This is a genomic window from Agarivorans sp. OAG1 (assembly GCF_037076485.1).
Taxonomy (GTDB): Bacteria; Pseudomonadota; Gammaproteobacteria; order Enterobacterales; family Celerinatantimonadaceae; genus Agarivorans; species Agarivorans albus.
Map to the genome: position 1 here is coordinate 2,079,484 of NZ_AP028990.1, position 25,266 is coordinate 2,104,749.

General features: G+C 43.5%; 17 protein-coding genes. 11 read left to right on the forward strand and 6 right to left on the reverse strand.

The window, feature by feature from the left end:
* The first annotated feature begins 5 nt into the window (after window positions 1–5).
* Entirely contained in the window at window positions 6–197 is a 192-nt protein-coding gene (locus tag OAG1_RS09520; RefSeq protein WP_016401894.1) for a bacterioferritin-associated ferredoxin, read from the forward strand.
* Window positions 198–217: 20 nt separating this feature from the next.
* On the opposite strand, the gene OAG1_RS09525 is transcribed toward OAG1_RS09520, so the two are convergent.
* From OAG1_RS09525 to cdd, 3 genes are read right to left on the reverse strand one after another with little or no spacing between them, the layout of a single operon-like run.
* On the reverse strand, window positions 218–1,570 hold the full coding sequence (locus OAG1_RS09525; RefSeq protein WP_016401893.1) for a hypothetical protein: 1,353 nt from the start codon (window positions 1,568–1,570) through the stop codon (window positions 218–220).
* A gap of 2 nt (window positions 1,571–1,572) precedes the next feature.
* Window positions 1,573–2,748: a formate-dependent phosphoribosylglycinamide formyltransferase gene (purT, locus tag OAG1_RS09530; RefSeq protein ID WP_338626095.1), complete on the reverse strand. Its 1,176-nt coding sequence runs from the start codon at window positions 2,746–2,748 to the stop codon at window positions 1,573–1,575.
* A gap of 10 nt (window positions 2,749–2,758) precedes the next feature.
* The gene (gene cdd, locus OAG1_RS09535; protein ID WP_338626097.1) at window positions 2,759–3,604 is read right to left on the reverse strand and encodes a cytidine deaminase; all 846 of its coding nucleotides are present in this window, start codon (window positions 3,602–3,604) and stop codon (window positions 2,759–2,761) included.
* 159 nt (window positions 3,605–3,763) lie between these two features.
* Here cdd and OAG1_RS09540 point away from each other — a divergent pair, with 159 nt between their 5' ends.
* A complete protein-coding gene (locus OAG1_RS09540; RefSeq protein ID WP_338626099.1) occupies window positions 3,764–5,494 on the forward strand; it encodes an alpha-galactosidase in 1,731 nt (576 codons plus the stop codon).
* 14 nt (window positions 5,495–5,508) lie between these two features.
* Here the strand turns inward: OAG1_RS09540 and OAG1_RS09545 are convergent, their stop codons facing one another.
* Both OAG1_RS09545 and sbcB read right to left on the reverse strand, forming a co-directional pair.
* The gene (locus tag OAG1_RS09545) at window positions 5,509–6,051 is read right to left on the reverse strand and encodes a hypothetical protein (protein ID WP_016401889.1); all 543 of its coding nucleotides are present in this window, start codon (window positions 6,049–6,051) and stop codon (window positions 5,509–5,511) included.
* A gap of 76 nt (window positions 6,052–6,127) precedes the next feature.
* On the reverse strand, window positions 6,128–7,540 hold the full coding sequence (sbcB, locus tag OAG1_RS09550; protein WP_338626101.1) for an exodeoxyribonuclease I: 1,413 nt from the start codon (window positions 7,538–7,540) through the stop codon (window positions 6,128–6,130).
* 256 nt (window positions 7,541–7,796) lie between these two features.
* Between sbcB and OAG1_RS09555 the strand changes: the two genes are divergently transcribed.
* The 6 genes from OAG1_RS09555 (at window position 7,797) to OAG1_RS09580 (ending at window position 20,317) form a co-directional block, all read left to right on the forward strand.
* Window positions 7,797–8,567, forward strand: a complete 771-nt coding sequence (locus OAG1_RS09555; RefSeq protein ID WP_338626103.1) for a dienelactone hydrolase family protein — start codon at window positions 7,797–7,799, stop codon at window positions 8,565–8,567.
* A gap of 234 nt (window positions 8,568–8,801) precedes the next feature.
* Entirely contained in the window at window positions 8,802–13,880 is a 5,079-nt protein-coding gene (locus tag OAG1_RS09560) for a PAS domain S-box protein (protein WP_338626105.1), read from the forward strand.
* Between the two features lie 78 nt (window positions 13,881–13,958).
* Window positions 13,959–14,993: a dihydroorotase gene (gene pyrC, locus OAG1_RS09565; protein WP_338626107.1), complete on the forward strand. Its 1,035-nt coding sequence runs from the start codon at window positions 13,959–13,961 to the stop codon at window positions 14,991–14,993.
* Window positions 14,994–15,673: 680 nt separating this feature from the next.
* Complete coding sequence (locus OAG1_RS09570; RefSeq protein ID WP_152780876.1) at window positions 15,674–16,093, forward strand: CBS domain-containing protein; 420 nt, start codon at window positions 15,674–15,676, stop codon at window positions 16,091–16,093.
* A gap of 64 nt (window positions 16,094–16,157) precedes the next feature.
* Window positions 16,158–20,018 (forward strand): ATP-dependent RNA helicase HrpA, encoded by a 3,861-nt coding sequence (hrpA, locus tag OAG1_RS09575; RefSeq protein ID WP_338626110.1) that lies wholly within the window; start codon window positions 16,158–16,160, stop codon window positions 20,016–20,018.
* 5 nt (window positions 20,019–20,023) lie between these two features.
* A complete protein-coding gene (locus tag OAG1_RS09580) occupies window positions 20,024–20,317 on the forward strand; it encodes a SelT/SelW/SelH family protein (protein ID WP_338626112.1) in 294 nt (97 codons plus the stop codon).
* Window positions 20,318–20,641: 324 nt separating this feature from the next.
* Here the strand turns inward: OAG1_RS09580 and sodB are convergent, their stop codons facing one another.
* The gene (sodB, locus tag OAG1_RS09585) at window positions 20,642–21,223 is read right to left on the reverse strand and encodes a superoxide dismutase [Fe] (protein ID WP_152780872.1); all 582 of its coding nucleotides are present in this window, start codon (window positions 21,221–21,223) and stop codon (window positions 20,642–20,644) included.
* Between the two features lie 212 nt (window positions 21,224–21,435).
* On the opposite strand from sodB, the gene OAG1_RS09590 reads away from it, so the two are divergent.
* The 3 genes from OAG1_RS09590 (at window position 21,436) to dacB (ending at window position 25,113) form a co-directional block, all read left to right on the forward strand.
* Window positions 21,436–21,774 carry a Grx4 family monothiol glutaredoxin gene (locus tag OAG1_RS09590; RefSeq protein ID WP_040307201.1) on the forward strand — a complete coding sequence of 113 codons (339 nt, stop codon included), beginning with the start codon at window positions 21,436–21,438 and terminating at the stop codon, window positions 21,772–21,774.
* Between the two features lie 161 nt (window positions 21,775–21,935).
* Window positions 21,936–23,651, forward strand: coding sequence for a DEAD/DEAH box helicase (locus OAG1_RS09595; protein ID WP_338626116.1), 1,716 nt, complete (start codon window positions 21,936–21,938; stop codon window positions 23,649–23,651).
* A 172-nt stretch (window positions 23,652–23,823) separates the two neighbouring features.
* Window positions 23,824–25,113 (forward strand): D-alanyl-D-alanine carboxypeptidase/D-alanyl-D-alanine-endopeptidase, encoded by a 1,290-nt coding sequence (gene dacB, locus OAG1_RS09600; protein ID WP_338626119.1) that lies wholly within the window; start codon window positions 23,824–23,826, stop codon window positions 25,111–25,113.
* Window positions 25,114–25,266: the final 153 nt, after the last annotated feature.

Here is a 25,266-nt window from a genome sequence, read left to right on the forward strand (position 1 = left end):
AAGCAATGTTTGTATGTTTATGCCACGGCATTACTGATAAGCAAATTAAAGAAGCAGTACAACAGGGCTGTGAAAACTTAGCTGATGTACGCAAAAAGAATGGCGTTGCTTCTGAGTGTGGAAAATGTGCCAGAATGGCAAAAACCATCATTGATAAAGAATTATCTATTACACCTAAGTACTACGAAGTAGCCTAGTAAGCATTTTCTTAGGCTACTTAATCTGCTTCATCGCGGTGAATTAACAAATCAAATCCTTTATCCCGCCAATATTGAATAAGCTCAGGCTGCACGCCTAATATCGCTAATGACACCTGTTTCTCTAAGCAGCGCTGTTTTATGGTTTGCCAATATCCACGATTGTCATTATTTACGTTGAGCAAAATCCACATATCCAAAGAAATCACTAGCACATCAATTAAGTCCAACACTGTGGGATTGTTTATTAGTTGAGCCACTAAATTGGGTTGCCAAGCTAGTTGAACGTTTTGTTGTTTAATACGCACTAAGCTGGTTAGGTTTTCCATGGGCAGCTCAGGGCTAAACACCAACATCATTTCTGAGTAATGATCGGCTATTTGCGTTAGCGTCAAATTACGGTGATTCAGCTCTTGCTTAAAGTGGTGCCAATATACTGCATTAACAGGGGCATTAAACTGTTCATCTTGTTCAATGCTTGTTGGCCAATCCCAGTAGCCAACTAAGCTGTTGTCTGTCGTTGCATGAATCAGATACTGGCTATGTTTAGTGGCATGACTAAGTTGATTTAATTTGTGGCGATATAAGCGGAAAAACTGACGGCTCAAGTAGCCTATTTGGGTTTTGAATTGCCCAACTGTGATCGACGTATATAGGTTTAAACCATAATGCTTTGCCAGCAAAATGATGCTGTTTTTCAGTTTAGATTGCTCTTGAAAAACCAGTATTAAGCCAGGGCGGTGCAAGATAGCCGCAAGACGCTCTATGGTATCAATGATATGTGGATCATCATCGTAGACTGCCAGCATCACTAAGTTAGCCTGTTGGAGTTGCTGAGCAATACCTTGCTGCTGCGGCTGCCAATACTCACAAAAGCTAAAACCTAACTCTTGCACTTGTTGCCGCAATGGTTCGGTAGGTCGAGGGTTATATAAGTAAACAAACTTATTGTTAGCCCATTGTTGGTACTGTTGGTTAATGCTGTCGCCCCAATGAGCAAACTGTTCATCTAACTCCTGCTGGCTATAGCAGTAGATAAAATCGGGTAAGTCAAATGACATTGCAGGCATTTCACCGATCAAAAATACCGAGATCTGCGATTGCTCTTCAAGTAAATCAGCGAGTAAAGCTAGCTGCTCACTGTTCAATTTGGCACAGTTTAAAACAATCGCGTCAAATTCATTGGATTGCTGAAGCTGCAGCTGTAATTCATCAACTTGTTGGACAGAAATGTGTTCAATGGGGGAGGTGTTACAAATAGGCGTTTGTTGAAACCATAATACTCGAAGTAATTTTGAAGAGGCAGGGGCTGAGCTTGGCGCTAATAAAAGCGCCAATTCTTCGTCATTTAAAGCAAATGACCCTGCCGTCATTACTAGTAAGTCACCTTAACATTTGCCGCTACTTGCTTGGCGTTATTTACGGCTTGCTCAATGCTGTCGCTACGGTTTAAGGCTACCCCTAAACGGCGCTGACCATTAATGTCTGGTTTAGAGAACAAACGCAGTTGGCTATCGGTGGTATCTAAAGCTTCGGCTAAGCCACTAAAACGAATGTCTTGAGATTTGCCATCGCCCATGATCACTGCCGAAGCGCTAGCACCAAATTGGTGGATTTGTTTGATAGGCAAACCAAGAATGGCTTTAGCATGTAAAGCGAACTCAGATAAGTCTTGAGAAATTAGGGTTACCATACCGGTATCATGCGGGCGTGGCGACACTTCGCTAAAGAACACTTCGTCGCCTTTAATAAATAGCTCAACGCCGAACAAACCATAACCACCCAGCTCGCTAACAATCTTACGAGCAACCTCTTGTGATTTCGCTAATGCAAGCTCTGACATCGCTTGTGGCTGCCAAGATTCGCGGTAATCGCCATCTTGTTGGCGGTGACCAATTGGCGCACAAAAATGAATACCGTCTACGGCACTTAAAGTAAGCAAGGTGATCTCGTAATCAAAATCCACAAAGCCTTCTACAATAATGCGACCCGCACCAGCACGGCCACCTTCTTGCGAGTAATCCCACGCCGCGGTAACTTGGTTGCTATTACGTAAGGTTGATTGTCCTTTACCAGAAGAGCTCATCACTGGTTTGAGTACACATGGTAAACCTACGTTTGCTACGGCTTGTTGGCACTCTTCTAAGCTATCGGCAAATTGATATGCAGAAGTAGGCAAACCTAGTGTTTCGGCAGCTAAGCGACGAATGCCTTCGCGATTCATGGTGAGTTGGGTAGCGCGCGCAGTTGGAGTTACCGCATACCCTTGTTGCTCTAATTCAACCAAAGCGTCGGTGGCAATGGCTTCTATCTCGGGAACAATATGCTGTGGTTGTTCTTTAAGAATTAGGGCTTTTAGCGCCTCACCATCTAGCATATCTATAACATAACTGCGATGCGCAACGTGCATCGCTGGAGCGTTGGGGTAACGGTCTACCGCAATAATTTCAACGCCATAACGTTGTAATTCAATGGCAACCTCTTTGCCAAGTTCGCCTGCTCCGAGCAATAACACTTTAGTTCCAGAAACGCTTAGCGCAGTTCCTAACATTTAAATACTCCTAAGTTGAAGGATAGTAATGATGGACCATTGGTTTTTGAGAATGTTCCGCGAAATTTTGTAATTCTTGCTTAAAGCTGAATCGATTGTCTTTATGTTCCCATAATTCGAAGCGTTCAACATTGTTTAAGCTCAGGTGATTAAGGGTTAATTGAGATAATAAAGTGAGAAGCGGTGAGAGAGAAGGATTAAACGCTACGTTTTCTAGATAACAGCTCCAAGCGATTACTTTGTCGCCCTGATAAGCAAACATGGCGCTTTGTACTTGGGTATAAGGGGCATAACTGGCTTTAGCAAAATCGGGAGCTTGGCTGGCCTTATTAAGCTTAAGTTTAGCCAGTGGAGCTTGCACGCCTAGATCGTTTGGTCCAAAAGATTGAGGAAGCAATTGAGGGAAGTCATAGCTTTGTTGATTAAACCGCACCTTTAACTGCGCAGCGTTAGCTAACTCGTTAATAAACTGGCGACAATAGCCACAAGGCGCTGCATTAATCACTAAATCGGTGAGTTCGTCTGCTTGGTGGCTAAGTGCGTTAAATATGGCACTTTGTTCTGCATGCAAACTGCCGGTTAGTGGCCCATACTCCAACTCATAGTTAGCACCCAAAAATAGCTGTTGTTGCTTATCAACCGCAATCGCCCCTACATGGAAATTAGACTTGGGAGCAAATGAAAAACTGGCTGCTAAAGGTAGCATGCGTTCTGCAAGCTCAATAACGTTACAGCTTAGGATGTTGCATAGTGTTTTGGTTTGTTGGCTATTGAGCATATTTGGCAGTTGCTTGCTGGCCAATACGGTTTGGAGGGCGTTAGTTAGCGATAGGTCTGCTTGGGTATTTTCTGACATTTCATCGTTCCCTTTAATTTGTCGAACCTAGCAACAAATGTTGATTACTTTGCTAAGACTTCGATTATAATCCGCCTAATTCGTGTTTAGTTAAAATATATCTTTGTTTTAGCTGTTTCTGTGTAGCGCGTAATTTATTGTAACTAAAGGTGTTGATAAGTGTTTTCAAAGCTTGATTCTGTTCTTCGGTTGGTTCGTCAGTGGCAGTTAAGCTCGCCACATGAGCAAGTTTTATACACGCCACAATGGAGTGGGGCGGAATGTGTGATAAGAGTAGATAATTTGTCTGCTCATGGCATGAGCTTAGGGCAAATTGATTTGTTCGACGGCCAATTACCCGACAACGCCAAGTTTCATGGTGAGGGTTTTCAAATGTTGGCGCAGAACTACGGTACTGCGAATAACATTACTGCGATTGGTCGCTGCCCTGATGCAGGAGAGTATCGGCTTAGTGAAGATGCTGATCATTTTACTGCGTATAATCAGCTACTTATTGAAAGTAACGGATGTTACACCTTACTGGGTTTTAGTTCATGCCACCGTTTCAGTGGCTATTTTAAGGTATACCCTAGTGGCCGTTTAGTCATTGGTATTGATAGCGATACTCTTGCGATTCCCGCCCACCATTACATCAATAGTGAAAGCTTATTTGTGGCTAGCGGAGAGAGCCGCGAAGCCGTGTTAGAACAATTTGCCGATGCAATACAGCAGCATCATCCTCGGCTTAGCTGGCCGAGTAAGCCCAACGGCTGGTGCTCGTGGTATCACTATTATGCTGATGTATCTGCAGAGGATATTGAGGAAAATCTTCAACAGCTTATCAGCCCACATGACCACTTAGATTACTTGTTAATTGATGATGGCTACCAAGAGTTTATGGGGGATTGGCTGTATCCGTCTGATCGTTTTAGTGGTGGCGTAGAAGGCTTATGCAAACGAATTAGAGAGCAGGGGAAAGAGCCCGCTATTTGGGTTGCGCCTTTTATTGCGCAAGCAGAGTCTCGTTTGTTTAAGCAACATCCTGAGTGGTTTGTGAAAGGCCAAAATGGTCAGCCTTTGGCTGCAGAAGAAGTAACTTATGGCGGGTGGCGCTGTACGCCTTGGTATGTATTGGATACTACCCAAGTGCAAGTAAATCAGTATCTGCACCAGGTGTTTAGCCATATGTACCACCACTGGGGAGTGAAGTACTTTAAGTTAGACGCTATTTATTGGGGAACATTGGCTAAAGGCTATCGTGCTGATCCCAATAAAACTCGGATTGAAGCTTACCGAATGGGTATGGAAACCATCAATAAAGCCTGTGATGGGCAGGCCTACATTCTTGGCTGTAATGCCCCAATGTGGCCGTCATTAGGTCTTGTGCACGGGATGCGTATTGCCGATGATGTTGAGCGAAATATTGGGCGATTTAAGCAAATCGCTAAAGAGACCTTCTTCCGCAATTGGCAAGATATGCGCTTATGGCATAACGACCCCGACTGTGTGACCTTAAATAATATTCCTAGCCAACAGACAGATAACGACGCTTACAACTGGCACCGAGTGAGCTTATTGGCGAGCAGCGGTTTAGTGTTCTCTGGCGATCGCCTAACAGAGCTAGACGATGCGCAGGCTAGCGTATTAAGTGTGCTAGAGAAAAACCAAGCAGACGCAGCCCGTTTTGCTGACTTTAGCTTGCAGCATGCTAAGCAATATCTAAACCAGCAGCTAGTTCGCCAATATTGGTTTAATTGGGACGAACACAATAGCTTGAATATAGAGCTAAGTTTAGATCAGCAGTGGCAGGTTTTATGGGCAGACAAACGCTTTGTTAGTAAACAAACTGACAAGGGTTTAACCATTTGCTTAGCACCAAATAGCGCGGTGGTTTTCGAAAAGAAAGGGTAAATGAAGTGGTGGGTTTAGTATTTAAACTCTAAACCCACTGAAAAATTACTGTCGCCATAGCCAGGGATATCGTGGCTAGAAATAATAGTTCGCATCGACATTTGTTCGTTTAGTGGTGCCACAAATCCTAAGCCAACTGCAATATCAGTTTTATCAACCAAGTAGGACATTTGGCGTTGACCAAGGTTATGGTAGACAGAGTCTTCATGTAGCTGGTTGTACACCGAATATTTTGGATCGTAGATGTGGCTAAACAACTCTAGTCTAAAGCTGTTAAATGGTGTTTGCACCACTGGCACAGCTACCATGTCGTAAAGCTCTGAATCGGAAAAGTAACTATTTGTTAGGGTGGGCGAGAAGTCGGTATCTTGATAGGTTTTTTCGAAGATTTCGCCTAACACGGCGAATTGCTCGGCACTAAGTCGCAGCAGCGAAGAAGGGCGGAGGTTTTGCAACTCATAGGTGGCGTAACACTTTGGCGAAAAACACAATGTCGCAGCAACAGCAAGACTTGCTGTAGTAGCTATCGACCATTTGATGTGTTGACGCATTTTCATTTGTATTACTTTACCTTCCCTGAACAGTGTTGATTATAACTTAGGCAGCCAAATAAAATAGTCTTTTGCTCACGTTTTAAAGGTTTTCTATGTAGTTATAGAGGCTTTTTAGTATATTTATTTTATTAGTATCATTTTGATACTCACTCATCAGCATTTCTAACTCTGGAAACACCAGCGCAACTTGCTCGGTAATTGAGGCTTGTCGATGCGCTTGCCATTGCTGCAATTCGCTTTCATTTAAACACTCGGGGTAATTGCGTGCCTTGTAACGCAGAATTAGTTGGTTAAGCCTTGGATCAGCAAATTGAAACTGCTGTTTGCTAATCAAGTTAGGATCGCTAGAGCGTAAAACTTGCATGAGGTTTTTATCGGCATTGCCAATAAATCCGTTGTATAAGGCAGTATCGGGGTTACTGTCTTGGTCAAACTCACGCTCTATGGCAAATACTTGCGACAGCTTCTGTTCAACCTCAGCTTTGTTTTTTGCTACTAAATCTAAGCTTTGACGACATTGTGCTCGGTTTAAGCCTAATTCTTCCGCTCGTTCCGGTGTTAGGGTGCTAGCTGGGGCGAGAACTGGGCATTTATTGGTGTGAATAAGTTTTACCGGAATCGGCAGTTCATCGGCAGCCAGCTCAATACGTGCGGTATACAGCCGTTGGTGGATTTCCTCTGCACTTAGTGACAGTAAAACGCTGGCGTCTTTGTTTAAGTCGATCACTATCATGGCGTTTTTGTTGATTGGATGCCAAGCAATAGGCAACACCCAAGAGGCACAGCCTTGAGCTGCGCCAAACATTCCCGATATGTGTACCAAAGGTTTGTTGTTGAGTAGATCAAATTGTTGAGCAACGGACTTTTTGTTTCGAAGATTAAGCAAGTAATTAAATAGCTTAGGCTGCTTATCTTTAATCAACTTAGCCATAGCGATGGTGGCATATACATCCGATACCGCGTCGTGGGCATTAGCATGGCTTAAACCGTTGGCGGCGGTGAGCAATTCAAGCCTAAAGCTGACTAAGCCATCGTCATTAGTTGGCCATTCAATACCCTCTGGTCTTAGCGCATAACACGCGCGTACCATGTCGATTAAATCCCAACGAGAATTACCATTCTTCCATTCACGTTCATAAGGGTCGAGAAAGTTACGGTACAGGGTATAGCGGGTAACTTCATCATCAAAACGTATGCTGTTATAGCCAACACCACAGGTACCGGGTTGACTAAACTCATTATTGATTCGTTCTATGAAGTCACTTTCAATCAGGCCTTTTTTCATGGCTAATTGCGGGGTAATACCTGTAACCAAACAAGCTTGCGGGTGAGGTACGTAATCATTAGGCGGCTGACAAAACAGCTCAATAGGCTTTCCTATTGGGTTTAAGTCCCAATCGGTACGTATTGCAGCAAACTGACAAGGGCGGTCTCGCCCAGGGTGTACGCCAAATGTTTCGTAGTCATGAAATAAAAAAGTGTTGTCACTCATCGCAATAGTTAGTCTTTTATAGCTTGTTCGTTATCCCGTATAACCATACCACATAATGCGTGAACTTCTTGGTAGTTGAAGGCTTAAACGTTTAGTTTACAGCCAGTTGTTATTACCAGAGTAAGTTGCTAGTTTAATTTTGAAGCAGCAAATAAATTAGCAGCGCTTCTCTATAGATACATATTTTCAGTGTTCGAAAACTTTTCTACTACACTGAGCGTAATGCTTGAGGTAACCACGACTATAAGGACATACAATGAAAACTTTTACTTTACTGGCTGGCCTGGCGCTTTCTTTTAATATTCATGCGGCAATGGTAAGTCAAACTGTTACTCATACGATTGGTGACAAAAGCTTTGAGTCCACCTTGGTCTTTGATGATGCCAAGCAAGGATTACCAGCAGTATTAATGGTCCCTAACTGGATGGGCCCTACCGAAGGTTCATTGACTAAAGCGAAAAAAATTGCCGAGATGGGCTATGCGGTAATGATGGCTGATGTGTATGGAAGCGATGTTAGGCCAACCAATGGCGAGGAAGCAAAGGTAGCTGCCACAGCTCTACGTAGTGATCGCCAATTGCTGCGTGAGAGAACCAAAGCTGCTTTAGAAGCAATGAAAAGTAGCCTGCCTAAATCGGCAGATGCTTCAAAGGTAGCGGCCATTGGATTTTGTTTTGGCGGTGGTGCAGTGTTAGAACTTGCGCGAGCTGGTGAAGAGCTTGGTGGAGTAGTGTCATTTCATGGCAATTTAGATACCCCAAATACTGAGGATGCTAAAAATATCCAAGCACCCATCTTAGTATTGCATGGCGCCGTTGACCCCTTTGTTCCAGCCGAGCAAGTAAGTAATTTTGAAAAAGAAATGAACGCCGCAAATGTTGATTGGCAACTGATTGCTTACGGCGGTGCGGTACATTCGTTTACAAATCCAGCAGCAAAAAGAGCCGGACAAGCAGAGTACCACCCTAAAGTGGCGGCCCGTTCTTTTGTAGCAATGGATAGCTTTTTTAGCGAGACATTTAATTAACACTCGCTATTTGAGTAAGGCAAATCTGCTTTCTTAAACAAAGTAACTAGCATTAATCTAAATACGTCTTCACATTAGTGGAGACGTTTTTGTTTAGAGAATATTTGTTATTGGGTTGAATCTAATCGAATTTTGGCTTTTACAGTGAAGTTCTGTATTTAGTTTGCATTGAGCATTATAGTTAATTTATTCAGTTAAACAGCCTCGTGCTAATGGGCTTATCAAGGATGGATTATGTCGGTTGAGCAGTTATTGTGGGTACTATTTGCCTTGTTAGGCTTAATTTTGCTGCTGTTAAATCGACTCCGCAAAACCAATCTCGAGAGCGTGAGTTTACTGCTCAGTTCTAGGAAAAGCATTCTTGTCATATTAGCCATCTGTAGCGCTGCGGTTGCCGTTGTTGCAGCAATCACTAGTATTGGATTAAAACAACTTAAGCATCATCAGTTCAATCAATTAGAAGAAGTTATTGGCTCAGTGCTTGATACTGCAGATGCCGGGCTTGATGAGTGGAAGCAAGGCTGGCAATCAAAAGTTGATGCTATTGCCTTAGACCCAGCATTCCAGCATTTTTCTTATGTACTTATTGAATCTGAACATAGCAAAGAAGGGCTTCTTGCTAACCCTGCTTTAGAGAGTTTGCGTCAATCGGTAGATAACTATCGAACTGTGTTTGATGACCTAGGCTTTTTTATCATCTCACGCGATCGCATTAATATTGCCTCTATGCGCGACGAAAACCTGGGCGAAATCAATGTAATTACACGTCACTATCCACATTTACTTAACCGGGTATTTGAAGGCGAAACAGTGGTTATTCCGCCGATTCGTCCAGAAATTGTCTTAGATGGCATGTTGCAAAACAGCGTTAAAAGTGCCCATTCAACCATGTTTATTGCAGCTCCAATTAAAAATGGGGATGGACTAGTTGTTGCCATTCTTACTTTGCGTATGGATCCAGAGCGCGAATTTGCTCAATTACTCAAGGGAGCTCGAATTGGTAAGACGGGTGAAACCTACCTTGTTAGCCGCTCGGGTTACATGATCTCACCGAGTAAATTTGAAGATGATTTAGTTCGTTTGGGCTTGCTAGAGCCCGACCAATCATCGGTGTTGAATATTCGATTGCAAGTCCCTAGTTACACCCGTGAACGACCCGATTGGACAGAAAGCGGCTACGCGATTATTGCCAAATCTAGCGGCTCAAACTTTCAAGGATATCTAGATTATCGAGGTGTATCGGTAGTAGGAGCGTGGCACTGGGATAAGGATCTGGAAGTTGGTTTGGTGTCTGAGATCGATCATGAAGAAGTGATGCAAGGTTATTTGCAGTTTCGTGATGTGGTGTTGTTAGTTTTGGGTTCAGCGCTAGCTTTCTGCATTATTTTGTTTGTGTTGGTATTTGCCTTAGTGCGCAAAATTAACTTGCGACTTAGTGAATCTAAGCAAGAGTTAGAGCGGCAAGTTGAGCAACGCACCTATGAACTGCAAGAGCGTGAAAAAACCCTTTGGGATCTTTATGAGTTTGCCCCAATTGCTTACGCCTCGGTGGATAAAGAGGGGCGTTTTCTGCAACACAATTTAAGCTTTTCTGAACTCATTGAAGTAGAACGTGATGGGTTTGAAGCACTGTCTTTCCATGACTTTGCAGAGAACCAAGAGCAACGTCAGAAATCTAAAGAGCTACTAGCAGCCGCCTTTGTTGGCCACAGCTTTAACGATGAAGTGCTCAGTATTTTTACGTCCAGTGGCCAGAAAAAAACGGTGAGTATAAACATCGTGCCTAGTCTTGATGAAGAAGGGCATATTCATGTGGTTAAAGTTTCTTTAATCGACATGACCGAACGTTATCAAGCGCGCTTAGCCTTGGCTGACAACGAAGAGCGGATCCGCACCATTGTAGATACTATCGCCGATGGCATTATTTTGATTGAACAATCTGGCATTGTTCGCAGCTTTAGTCCCGCAGCAGAGCAAATTTTTGGCTATAGCGAAGCAGAAGTCATTGGCAAAAACGTAAAAATGTTAATGCCAAGCGACATTGGTGACCAGCACGACCGGATACTGGCCGACTATAAACCCAAGAAAGAATCTTCGGTCATTGGTAATGAGCGAGAGGTATTTGGTCTACGTAAAAATGGTGAGCAGTTCCCCATGGAGCTGGCTGTTAAAGAAGTATTCTTAAAAGGGCAACGCCACTTTACCGGCGTTGTGCGAGACATTACCGCCCGACGAAAAGCTCAACAAAAAATTGCCGATAGTGAACGTCAATTTAGGACCCTTACCAACAACTTGCAGTGTGTGGTTTACCGTATTCGCCTTAAAGAAGGTGAGTATCCAGAATGGCTGTACATTAGCGAGCAAATTGAAGAGCAAACGGGCTACCCGATTAGCGATTTTGTTGGTTTAAATCCAGTTCGTCGTTATAAGGAACTGGTGCATCCTGATGACGCAGAAGAGAGCCTCGCGCGCTCTAGAGAGCTCAATCAAAAGGGTGGGGCTATTTCCCAAGAGTTCCGCATTATTGATGCTTCTGGAAAAGTTAAACATATGCTGCAAAAAGCCTTTGTATCAATGGATGAGGAAGGGCGACCTGCTTATTCAGATGGTGCAATTTTTGACATCAGTGAAATAAAGCAGGTTGAAGCGCAGCTAAGGGAAAGTGAGGAACGCCTAGATTCTGCAGCATCTGGTGCGGGTTTAGGCATGTGGGATTACTATCCACAAGAAGACCGCATTGAAGTTAATGCCATTTACGAAAGCATGTTAGGTTACGCGAAAGGTGAGTTGCGAGATGGCGATGGCCTTTGGGCTCGTCTAAAAGGTGATACCGCAACTTGGATGAAGTTGATTCATCCTAGCGATGTTATTACTAACAATGAGAAACTTGAGCAGCACTTGGCGGGTGAGAATGATGTGTTGCGAAATGAAATTCGTCTGCGTTGTAAAAACGGCCAGTATCGTTGGATTTTAACCATTGGTCGAGTGTCTGAGTTGGACGAGCACGGTAAGCCGCTGCGGATTAACGGTATCCATGTTGATATTGAAGAAACCAAAAAGCTAGAAGCAGCTCTTAACGAAGCGCGAGCCTTAGCCGATAGCGCCAACCAAGCTAAAAGTGATTTCTTAGCGAATATGTCGCATGAGATCCGCACTCCAATGAACGCCATTATTGGCATGTCTTATTTGGCTCTAGAAACAGAGTTAGACAATAAGCAACGTAATTACATAGACAAAGTCCACCGTTCAGCAGAAGCCTTGCTAGGCATCATCAACGACATTCTCGATTTTTCTAAGATTGAAGCGGGTAAGCTGGACATAGAAAAGATCGACTTTCGTTTAGAGGATATTCTCGACAACCTAGCTAATTTAGTGGGATTACGTGCAGAGCAAAAAAGTTTGGAGTTGTTGTTTGATATTGACCCTAGCATCCCAACAGCATTAATTGGTGACCCCTTACGTCTAACCCAGATACTGGTTAACTTGTGTAATAACGCGGTTAAGTTTACAGAACAAGGCGTAGTAGTAGTAAAAATAGAAGCAAAACAGCAAGACAACAAACAAGTTCAGTTGTACTTCTCGGTTAGCGATACCGGTATTGGTATGACACCAGAGCAGCAAGCTAAGTTGTTTAAACCTTTTTCACAAGCAGATAGTTCAACCACGCGTAAACACGGTGGTACCGGTTTAGGGTTAGCGATTTGTTTAAAACTGACTGAATTAATGGGCGGGAAAATAGCCTTAAGCAGCGAGTTAGGACAAGGCAGTTGCTTCTACTTTGAACTACCGATGCAGATTCAAGAAAACGCGCAAACACTTCGCGATACTAATTCAGCACAACTTAGTAGCCTCAAAGCTTTGGTTGTGGATGACAATGCTAATGCTCGAGATATTAATCAACAAGTACTAGAGAGCTTTGGCTTACAAGTTGAATCGGCCTCAAGCGGTAGCGAAGCCATAGCGCTGATTAAGGAACATGCAGAAACGTCGGCCTTTGATATGGTATTCATGGATTGGAAAATGCCAGATATGGATGGCGTACAAACTGTCCAGCATATTCAGGAGCAGGGCTTTGACCTAGACGTAATAATGGTGACTGCGTTTGGTCGTGACGAACTCACTAAAGAAGCTGAAGCAGTTAACATTGATGCGGTGTTAACTAAGCCTGTCACGCCGTCTCATTTGTTCGATACAATTGTGCAAGTTCGTAAGATAGAGGTGCTTGAACAAACACGTAGAGAAGCTCAGCAGCAGGGGGCCAACTTAGATATTGCTCAGTTACAGGGAGCAAATATTTTGGTCGCAGAAGATAACGATGTTAACCAAGAACTAATTACCGAGTTACTCGGATCCAACGGATTAAATTGCACAGTGTGTGATGATGGCTCACAGGCAGTTGAATACCTAAAAGAAAACAAGGTTGATGGTGTTCTAATGGACTGCCAAATGCCAGTGATGGACGGGTATACCGCAACCAAAGTAATTCGTTATCAGCTAGGCCTAAAAGAGCTGCCGGTTATTGCGCTTACTGCAAATGCCCTGGCGGGGGATAGGGAGAAAGCGATTGAAGCTGGAATGAATGACCACATTCCTAAGCCAATTAATGTGAACAGCTTGTTTAGCACGATGGCGAAATGGATTACGCCCGCTTCTCCAACTGCGATTAATCAAAGTGGACAATCAGCTAAGGTAGCCAATGAGCAAGACCTAATGTTACCAGAGATTGATGGCTTAGATACTGAAGCAGGCTTGGCGAATGCTGCTGACAATAAAGCTTTATATTTGAAGTTAATTGGTAAGTTTGCCAACGAAGAAAACACCCCTATGGACGATCTAAATACTGCTTATACTGAAGAGCGTATTGATGAATTGCAGCGAATTGCTCATACCATAAAAGGTGTTACGGCTACGCTGGGTGGGCAAGCGGTGTCCGATTTAGCTGCGGTTGTAGAGCAACAAGCCGAAGAAAATACAGTTCAGCCAAGCAGTATTGAAGCGCTAGGTAAGCAACTAATACCTCTTCAACAAAGCTTACAAGAGTTTGTCTCCCAGGTTGAAACAGCTGAAGTTGCAGAAGAGGGCGCTTCACAAAGTGTAAGTGAAGAAGAGTTACTGAGTTACTTGCAGCAGTTGGCTCAACTACTTGATGACTTTGACGGCGAGAGTAACGATTATCTCGATAGCCACGACTGTATTTTGCAAACCTTCCCGGCACAGGCGAAAAAACTACAAATGCTTATTGAGGAATACGATTACGAAGCCGCTGGAGAAATTGTCCAAGAGATGCAGCAACAAGTGACTAAAAAAGCCTAGTAATTATCTGGGGTGGCAAGACTTGCTCGCCAAGTTCGGGTAGACTTTGCGCCAATTATTTATACCTAGGGGATAGTTGTGACTCAAACACTTACCATTACCAGACCGGATGATTGGCACCTTCACTTGCGCGATGGCGCTATGTTAGAGGTAGCAGCAAATGCTACCGCTAAGCATTTTTCTCGTGCCATCATCATGCCTAACCTAACCCCACCAGTTACTCAAGTTGCTGATGCTCAAGCTTATTATCAGCGCATTAAACAGGCGCTTCCTGAGCAAAGCCAGTTTGAACCATTGATGACGCTTTACTTAACCGATGCCACGACCCCTGAAATAATCGCAGAAGCTGCGGCAAGCGGAATTGTTAAAGCATGTAAATTGTATCCGGCCAATGCCACAACTAACTCTGCCCATGGCGTAACTGACGTTGCTGCTCTTCGCCCAGTATTTGAAGCAATGGCAGAACATGGTTTGTTACTGTTAGTTCATGGCGAGGTGACTCACGCTGATATCGATATCTTTGATAGAGAAGCAGCATTTATCGACGCTCACATGCGTGGTTTGGTGGATTCACTGCCTAATCTCAAAATTGTCTTTGAACACATCACTACCGCCGAAGCGGCTGAATTTGTAATGAATGCACCAGACAATGTAGCTGCAACCATTACGCCACAGCATTTGATGTATAACCGTAATCATCTGCTAGCGGGTGGTTTACGTCCTCATAACTACTGTCTGCCGGTGCTTAAGCGTCAAACTCACCAAAAAGCTTTACAGCAAGCAGTGGCTAGCGGTACCAAAAAGATATTTTTAGGAACGGATTCGGCTCCTCATGTTCAAGGGGCTAAAGAAAGTGCCTGTGGATGTGCGGGTTGTTACAGCGCACCTGCTGCCATTGAATTGTATGCCGAAATTTTTGAGCAGCTAGGTATATTGGATAAACTTGAAGCCTTTGCTAGCTTTAATGGCCCAGATTTTTATGGTCTACCAAGAAATACAGATACCATTACCTTGACCAAAGAAGCTTGGCAGGTGCCTGGTTCGGTAAAAGTTGACGGCGAAAACTTAGTGCCATTCTTTGCTAACGAAACTTTAAACTGGCAAGTTAAATAGGCAAAAAAAGAGCCCTTTGCTCTAGAGCAAAGGGCTTGCATAATCGTGTAATGTTTACACAGCAATAGGTAACTAAACGCGTGACTAAGTTAGCGACTCAGTCGAGATAAATAATAACCACGCAGGACCAATCAGGCTATTACCCAAATGGGTGAAATTTAAAAGTTAATAAATTTCCCATATATTTTAATGCCTTGCATACTCCTCACTGTTTAACAAAGCAAAAAAAGCCCTTTTACATAAGTAAAAGGGCCTGCGTAAAATTTGTGTAAAGGTTGTACACAGCAATAGGTAACTAAACGCGTGACTAAGTTAGCAACTCAGTCGTGTTAAATACTATCTTTGAACTCGCTCTCTCTCCATTCCCCAAATGGGTGAAATTAGCTGCTTATTTCACTCAAGCTTATGAAATTGAAGACAAAAAAAGACCCTTTGCATTGGATAACAAAGGGCCTGCATAAATTTGTGTAAAGATGTACACAGCAATAGGTAACTAAACGCGATGACTGAGTTAGCAGCTCAGTCGATATAAATACTACTCCTCGGCCATTATTCTCACCATTACCCAAATGGGTGAAATTTGCCATTGATAGCTTAAATGCCAGCTTGTATGTGCTAGCTGGAGTAATTCGACTACGCCAACTAAGCTAACAGTAAGGCAACTAGCAGGAGTAAAGGTTATGCCCGAGAACCTCAAAGTACGCGATTACATGTTAATGCGCCCGGTTTGCTTTACCGCAAAACAACCCATCGCAGAAGTTGTACATAGCTTGCTAGAGCATAAACAGCTAGGTGCTCCAGTGATTGATGAACAAAAGCACGTTATCGGTTGGATCTCCGAGCAAGACTGCTTAAAGAGTTTGCTTGAAGCTACATATCATTGTGAAACTGTCTCGTTGGTGGAAGATTTAATGCGCAGTGATGTGCTAAGCGTTGGCCCCGAAACCAGTATTTTAGAACTTGCCCAAAGCATGTTAATGCAAAAACCCAAAATGTATCCGGTCATCGAGCAGGGCAAGCTACTGGGCCTAATTACTCGTGAAGAGGTCTTAGCTGGCATCGATAAACATCTACATAGTTGCTATAAGCAGGTGAGTTAGACTTGTTTTCTTAAGGATTGTTGATAGCATTTGCGCCTCGTACGCAACCTACGAGGCTTTTTTCTTGCAGTCGGCTCTCTCAAATTACAAACAACAAATATCACAGGCATTGGCTAAAGACCGTTTTAGGCTTCAGCGCCAGCTTAGCAAGCTAAATGCAGATGATGTAAAAAACAACAGCTCACAGTTACTCAAGTTCACTCAAGCGCTTGAGCGCTCAAGTGAGCTTAGCGGCCGCCGACGAGCCTCAATCCCAAGTATCGAATATCCTCAACACCTACCGGTTGCGGAGCAAAAGCAAACTATTTACGAAGCTGTTCGCGATAATCAAGTGGTTATCATTGCGGGCGAAACTGGCTCGGGTAAAACCACCCAAATACCCAAAATCTGTTTAGAACTAGGGTTAGGAAGTCGCGGTTTCATTGGCCATACCCAGCCTCGACGCTTGGCTGCGCGTAGTGTGGCAGCGAGAATTGCTGAAGAACTCAACACTCCGGTTGGTGAATTAGTGGGTTACAAAATCCGCTTTAACGATCAAATCAAGAATGACAGCCTAATCAAACTGATGACTGATGGTATGTTGTTGGCAGAGATGCAGCAAGATCGGTTTTTATCTCAGTATGAAGTATTGATTATCGATGAAGCCCACGAGCGCAGCTTAAACATTGATTTTATTTTAGGTGTACTTAAGCAGCTATTGCCAAAGCGACCCGATTTAAAGGTCATCATTACTTCCGCTACCATCGATCCTCAACGTTTTTCTAAACACTTTAATGATGCCCCCGTTATCGAAGTTTCTGGACGTACTTATCCGGTAGAAACACGTTACAGGCCGCTAAATGAAGGCGAACAAACCAAAGACATACTGGAAGGTTTAGCCGATGCAGTAGATGAGTTGTATCGAGAAAAGCCTGGCGACATTCTTATTTTTATGAACGGTGAGCGAGAGATTCGTGACGCTACCGACTATCTGCAAAAGCGCCAACTGCGCGATACCGAGGTGTTGCCACTCTACTCGCGTTTATCTAATGCCGAGCAAAACAAGATTTTTTCATCTCATCGCGGTCGCCGAATCGTACTAGCTACTAACGTCGCTGAAACCAGTTTAACCGTACCTGGTATTCGCTATGTTATCGACCCTGGTACAGCACGGATTAGCCGTTACAGCTATCGCTCTAAGGTACAGCGTTTACCGATTGAGGCGATTTCTCAAGCCAGTGCTAATCAACGTAAAGGCCGTTGTGGGCGTGTTGCCGAAGGTATTTGTATTCGCTTGTATAGTGAAGAAGACTTTGCAGGGCGCGCAGAGTTTACCGATCCTGAAATTTTGCGTACTAACTTGGCCTCAGTTATTTTGCAGATGTTGGGATTAAGGCTAGGTAAGTTAGAAGACTTCCCGTTTATTGATATGCCCGATCAGCGCAATATTAAAGACGGCTTAAATCTGCTAGAAGAAATTGGAGCGCTAAAGCAGCAACATGGCAAACCAAGCCTAAGCAATTTAGGCCGCGAGGTGATTAAGTTTCCTATCGACCCGCGTTTAGCCAGAATGATGGTCGCCGCTAAGCAGTTTGATTGTGTGCAAGAAATGATGGTGATATGTGCCGCGCTATCTATTCAAGATCCGCGTGAGCGGCCCAATGATCGTAAGCAAGCGGCTGACCAAAAGCATGCTCGCTTTGTCGATAAAGACTCTGACTTCTCCAGCTATTTGTTACTTTGGCGTTATTTGCAAGAGCAACAAAAAGCCTTATCAGGTAATCAGTTTAGAAAACAATGTAAGCAAGAGTTTCTGGCTTATATGCGCATTCGCGAATGGCAGGATTTGGTTTTTCAGTTATCTACGGTAGTTAAAGAGTTGGATTACACGGTTAATCAAAACGAAGCTAACTACGATGCTATTCACCAAGCAATAACGGCTGGCTTGCTCAGCCACTTGGGTTTCAAAGATAAAGAACGAGAGTTTTTAGGCGCGCGGAATGCACGCTTTGTGGTGTTCCCTGGCTCAAGTCAGGCTAAAAAGCCACCTAAATGGGTGGTTGCAGCCGAACTCGTTGAAACGTCCCGCCTATTTGCTAGAGGCGTAGCTAAAATTCAGCCTGCTTGGTTAGAAAACCAAGCAGGGCATCTAACTAAAAAGTCTTACAGCGAACCTCATTGGTCTACTAAACAGCAAGCTGTAATGGCTTACGAGAGTGTTCGTTTATACGGCGTAGCGCTAGTAAACAAACGCTTGGTTAACTATGGGAAAATTGATCCTGTGGTTGCCCGCGAGGTATTTATCCGCTCAGCTTTAGTAGAGGGGCTGTGGCCATCAAAACATGCTTTTTTCAAACAAAACCAGCTATTGCTTGATGATGCTGAAGCCTTAGAGCAAAAGCAACGTCGCCGAGATGTGCGAGTTGATGACCAAGTACTCTATGACTTTTATGCAGAGCGTTTGCCAGAAGGTATTGTTTCGGCAAGTCATTTTAATCGCTGGTGGAAAGAGGCCAGTAACAAGCAGGCCGATTTACTTAGCTTTACTAAGCAAATGCTTTATCAGCATGACGCAAGCCATATCACTGAAAAGCAGTATCCTGATCAGTGGCAGTTTGAACAGGTTTCTGTAGCCTTAAGCTATGTGTTTGAACCGGGCCAAAGTGACGACGGCGTAAGTGCACATATTCCTTTAGCGCTGCTGAATCAATTAGACTTCACTCGGTTTGAATGGCAAATTCCAGCGTTTCGCGAAGAACTCATTAGTGCCTTGATTAAATCCTTGCCTAAACCTATTCGCCGCAATTTTGTGCCGGTTCCAAACTATGTGCAGGCCTTTGTTCAAGCAGTGCCGCATGCAGAGGGCAATTTGTTAGAGGTACTGACTAAACAACTGCTAAGAATGACCGGAGTAAAAATACCTGAAGATGCTTGGAATCTAGATTCGGTGGCCGATCACCTTAAAGTTAATTTTAAAGTGATTAATGACCAAGGCAAAGTGGTTGCGCAAGGCCGCTCTTATCAAAGCTTGCAAGAAAAACTACAAGATCAGGTAGAGCAGAGCATTGCTGAAATTGCCCCAAGCTCTTTTGCTGAGCAGGCGAAAGTAACCGAGTGGAGTTTTGGTGAGTTGCCTGAGCTTATTGAAGAGCAGCGCCAGGGGTATCAAATTACCGCTTATCCAGCCTTGGTGGATGAAGGTAAAACAGTCGCACTTAAGCTGTTTGATAAACAAGAAGAAGCGGGTTGGAGTCAAACTCGCGGCTTAAGCAAATTGTTACAGCTAAATATTCCTTCACCTTTAAGTTACTTGCAGCAACATTTACCCAATAAAGCCAAATTGGGCTTGTACTTTAATCCCTTTGGCCGCGTGGATGTATTGCTCGATGACTGCTGTTTAGCGGTGATCGACAAGTACTCTCAACTTGAAAGTGTTAACACTGCTGAAGCATTTCAAGCCTTGTGCGATAAAGTTCGCGCAGAACTGGCTACAGAAACCTTAGAAGCGGTAGTGTTAGTGGAGCAAATATTGAGCTTGCACTACCAAATAAACAAACAGCTAAAAGGTAAAGTAGGTTTCGACAGAGTATTGGCACATGCCGATATTAAAGCACAGCTAAATGCGTTGGTGCATAAAGGTTTTGTTCGTGAAGTGGGCCTGCAGCGTTTAAGTGATTTACAGCGGTACCTAAAAGCCATTGAGCGACGCTTAGAAAAACTAGCCATCGATTCTCATAAAGATAGATTGGCGCTACAACAAATCGAAACCGCTACCGAGCGTTACCTAGAGTTGGCGTTGCCAGTTTATAGCCAAGAAGGGCAAGAACTGCGCTGGATGATTGAAGAGCTAAGGGTGTCTTTGTTTGCCCAGCAATTAGGTACTAAATATCCAGTATCATTGAAGCGGGTACTTAACCATATTAGTGAATTGCAAAAAAGGAAGTAACAGCAGTGGAACAGCAAGACCCAGTGTTACCCAAAGTTGAAATATATTACTGCAGTTTATGTGGTTGGTTATTAAGGGCTTCCTGGCTTAGTCAAGAGCTGTTAACAACCTTCTCGCAGGAGTTATCGGAAGTCGCACTTAAACCTGCTTCAAGTGGGCGTTTTCAGATTTATCTGGATGGTGAATTAATTTGGTGTCGAAAGGCCGACAATGGATTTCCAGAGGCGAAAATTCTTAAGCAGCGGGTAAGGGACAAAATTGCACCCGAGATGGACTTAGGTCATAGCGATAGCAAGTAAGTTGCTAGGGCCTGTTGATCTTTGGTGTTGAAATTTTATTCAAGATAAGCGGGCTTTAATCGCGGCGAGCACTTTGAAACCTAGTGGGCTAAGTGAAAAGTGTTCAACGAAGAGTAAAGTTCGCTTATCTGAACCCTTCGGGCAGCATTTCTTAGCCATTTATTCAGCGTTAGCGAGTGATTATTAAGCCCACTTAACTTCACTCTCACTGCCTTGCCTAAATGGCTAATAAATTGCTGTAAAAACCATCAGCAAAGATCAACAGGCCCTAAACATAAAGCATAAAAAAGGGCGCATTAAGCGCCCTTTTTACATCGCTAGCTTTTACGCAAAGTTAGCTGACGCAAATTCCCAGTTTACTAATGCCCAGAAAGCATTTAGGTAATCAGGGCGAACATTGCGGTAATCAATGTAGTAAGCGTGTTCCCATAGGTCACAGGTAAGAAGCGGAGTTACGCCTTCATCTGTAAGTGGGGTAGCAGCGTTGCTGGTGTTAACAATGGCTAGGCTACCGTCAGCGTTTTTAACTAACCAAGTCCAGCTAGAACCAAAGTTGTTAATCGCGCTGTCGGTGAATTTAGCTTTGAACTCTTCAAAAGAACCGAAGCTTGCTTCGATAGCAGCAGCTAGAGCACCAGTTGGTTGGCCACCAGCATTTGGCGCTAAACAGTTCCAGTAGAAGGTGTGGTTCCAAACTTGGGCTGCGTTGTTAAATACGCCACCAGTAGAAGACTTAACGATCTCTTCTAAGCTTTTTTCTGCTAGGTCAGTGCCTTCAATTAAACCGTTTAGTTTTACTACGTAGGTATTGTGGTGCTTACTGTAGTGGAAAGACAAAGTCTCAGCTGAGATGTGTGGCTCAAGTGCGTCTTGTGCGTATGGTAATTCAGGTAATGTAAATGCCATGTGTTTCTCTCCTTGTAATAATTGGCTTTATTAGCGCAATCTTTTATATAGTAAAAACTTTACAAAAGAGTTTAGCACTAGTGCTTTATCACGCAAAGCAAAAATACTAAAAAAAATTGATCTAGAGCAAAGTGGTGAAATTGGCAACTATTGTTGCTAGGATACGCCCAACACCTAGAATAGACTTAGTGCAAAAATTAGAGAAGTTTAAAATGGAAACGATTGAAAAAATCAAACAGCAAATCGCTGAAAACCCAATTCTACTTTACATGAAAGGTTCGCCTAAATTCCCAAGCTGTGGTTTCTCTGCCCAAACAGTAGAAGCTGTAATGCAGTGTGGTGAGCGCTTTGCTTATGTAGATATTTTACAAAATCCAGACATTCGCGCTGAGCTACCAAACTACGCAGATTGGCCAACCTTCCCACAACTATGGGTTGAAGGTGAGTTAATCGGTGGCTGTGACATCGTAATGGAAATGTTCCGTAGCGGTGAGCTACAACCTTTAATAAAAGAAACTGCAGCTAAGCACCCAGCACCCGAAGCAGAATAGAAATTTCTTCTATACTAAAGAAAACAAACCGCTCACTAGAGCGGTTTTTTATTGGTCCATATCAAGATGGTCAATGTTTTTCTATAAAAAGCTAAAATCAATGAGACTTTTTGTGATCAAAAGCGTATAGTGCGCATCCTTTAAATAATTGTGGGCCAAATATGACAGAATCCAGCAGTTCAAGTTTTGAGCAATTCGCTCTACCTGAAACGATTTTAAACGCTATTTCCGAGATTGGATTTGAGACGCCGTCTCCGATTCAGGAAAAGACCATTCCGTTACTGCTGGAAGGACATGATGTACTTGGCTTGGCACAAACTGGTACCGGTAAAACGGCCGCGTTTTCTCTTCCTTTAATTGCCAAACTTGATCCTAAGCTTAATGCTCCGCAAATGTTGGTTCTTGCACCAACGCGTGAGCTAGCTAACCAAGTTGCTGATGCAATTAAAGATTTTAGCCGCAATATTCCTGGCTTACGTGTATTAGCTATTTATGGCGGTGCAGATTACGGTCAGCAAATTAAAGAGCTACGTCGCGGCCCGCAAATTGTTGTTGGTACTCCTGGTCGTACTATCGACCACCTAGATCGCGGTAAGTTGAAACTAGATCAACTTAAAGCCTTAGTACTAGATGAAGCAGACGAAATGCTGCGTATGGGCTTTATTGATGATGTTGAGCGCATTATGCGTGATATGCCAAAAGAACGCCAAACGGCTTTGTTCTCGGCAACTATGCCGCCAGCAATTAAAAACATCACCAAAAACTACATGTCTGAGCCAAAAGAAGTAAAAATTGCTGCGAAGACTCAAACGGTTTCAAATATCGACCAGTTCTACTGGCATGTTGCAGGTTTAAACAAAATAGAAGCGTTGGCCCGCATTCTAGAAGTTAACTGCGATAGCGCTTCAATTATTTTTGCTCGAACTAAAACGTCTACCACCGATATTGCAGAACGCCTAGAAGCAAAAGGCTTTAGTGTTGCCGCATTAAACGGTGATATGAACCAAAGCATGCGTGAGCGCACCATTACACGCTTGAAATCTGGCAAGTTAGACATTGTTGTTGCCACTGATGTAGCTGCACGTGGCTTAGATGTTGAACGCATTGGCTTAGTGGTTAACTTTGACATTCCTTACGATGCAGAAGCCTATGTTCACCGTATTGGCCGTACTGGTCGTGCTGGACGTAGTGGCAAAGCAGTCATGTTTGTTGGTTACCGCGAGCAACGTTTGTTACGCAATATTGAACGTGTAACTCGTCATAAAATTGAGCAAATGCAGCTACCTACTCGTGAAGAAATCGAGAAGAAGCGTGTTTCTAGCTTCCAAGACAAGCTAGCTGCAGCGGTAGAAAATGCCAAGCTTGAAGATTACCAAAGCATTGCATCTGAACTAGCGACCAACCTAGGCATGAGCGAACTTGAACTCGCTACTGCGTTGTTGTTCCAAGCGCAAACTGCGCGTCCGTTCAAATTGCCTGCTGATCCAGAGCCTCGATCTGCGCGCTTTAGCAAAGATAAAGAGCGTGGTCACCGAGGCCAACGCGGTGAGCGTGGCGAGCGCAACCATCGCGGTCAACGTGGCGAGCGCAACGAACGTGGTGAAGGCGGTGCTAAACGCAAACGCCGTACTGCAGACGTGGAAATGAATACTTACCGTGTTGATGCCGGTAAAGAACACGGTGTGCAAACCAAGCATATTGTTGGTGCTATTGCTAACGAAGCAAACATTAGCAGTGATTATATTGGTAGTGTTAAGTTGTTTGATAGCTACTCAACGGTAGAGCTACCAAGTGGAATGCCTGAAAAGACATTTAATCACTTAAAGCGCAGCTTTGTTCGCCAACGCGCGATGCGCTTAGAGTTAATTGCTCAATAAGCGATTAACTTAGCAAAAGAAAAGGTGAACTTAGGTTCACCTTTTTTTATATACTCGGCATATTGTTTATTAGAGTTTGGCAACTATGCGGGCTATTGTTAGATTTTCAGCTTTCCTTTCTATTGTTCTTACACCATTTTTTGTCCATGCGATCGTTGAGCCACCTGGTGCCTTGATCAGTTTTGTTAGCCCTGATAGCTCACAACATGCAGATTTACTGTTAACTCCTGCCAGCACACTTAAAGTAGTAACCGCAACCGTTGCCCTTAAGCAACTAGGTAAAGATTACCGCTATACCACTAAGTTAAGCATTAAGCCTAGTGATAAAGGCATGCATCTTCGCTTACACATGCGCGGCGATCCGAGTTTTACCAGCCAAGATTTAGTAGCACTGCTTAATAAAGCTAAAACACGTTTTGGTTCTAAAGTCGCGTCTATTCAAGTTGATGACAGCGAGTTTACAGGCCATAACCGAAGCCAAGGGCAAGTATGGAATGACATCGGTATTTGTTTTGCTGCGCCAGCTAGCTCTCTAAATATTGATAACAACTGTATTAACGGTAATTTAAAGCCGGGCAAGGTAGGGCAGTTAAGCCGCCTACATATTAGTGATTCAAGTTTACTCAACATCGACAATCAAATTATTACTGTGAGCAAAAATCATCCCGATTGTGAACAAAATCTGCGTGTGGGTGATCATAACCAGTATTCGCTGCAAGGTTGTATAAAGGCGGATAGCGGCATGATGCCATTACGTTTTTCGATTAACGATGAACAGCGCTATTTTTCAAAGAAGTTAAAGCGAAGCATGGTGAGAGCAGGCTTAAGCTTTAAAGGCAACATTTCGTACCAGCAGCAACTTAGTCCTTATTCTGAGAGCGTTCATCACCTTTCTGCGCCGTTACTTGAGTTATTAGAGTATATGCTGGTTGAATCTGACAACTTAACGGCAGATAGCGTATTTAAAACTTTAGCCAGAGAGCAGCAGCGCGCTGGTACCTATCAGCAAGCCAGTAAAGTTGTAGTTGAACAATTAAGCGCTTTGGGGCTTGATTTAAGCCGCGCACAAATTCGCGATGGTTCAGGTTTATCTAGAGAGAATTTGATTAGTGCAAACCTGCTGTATCAGATTATGCAGTTATGGCAATCAGATCCACAGTTACAAGCTTTAATTAAGCGCCTGCCTATTGCTGGACAAACCGGCACCTTAATGTATCGCCGTAGCCTTACTCGTGCGCCTTTAAAAGCGCAGGTGCTGGCTAAAAGTGGTTATGTAAATGGGGTAGTCAACTTAGTTGGCTTTATCGAAAAAGGTGATCAGTTAAGGCCATTTGTATTGATGGCAAATGGGGTTTCTTTAAATGAACAAGAAGCAACTGCAGTAAAGAAAAGACAAACCTTACATCCCATACTACGCTATGAAAAGGAATGGTTAGAGCAACAGTGGCAAGCGTTTAATTGATGTTTAATGCAATAGTTCAGAATGACTATTCAGGTGGATTAACTTGTTGTTGAGCTATTTGTAGATTGCTTGTGCCGACAGACCGCATAATTTCAGCATAAAGATTCATTTTGGCTGTAATTTTCCCTTTGTTTATGCTTATATTGGCGCCCT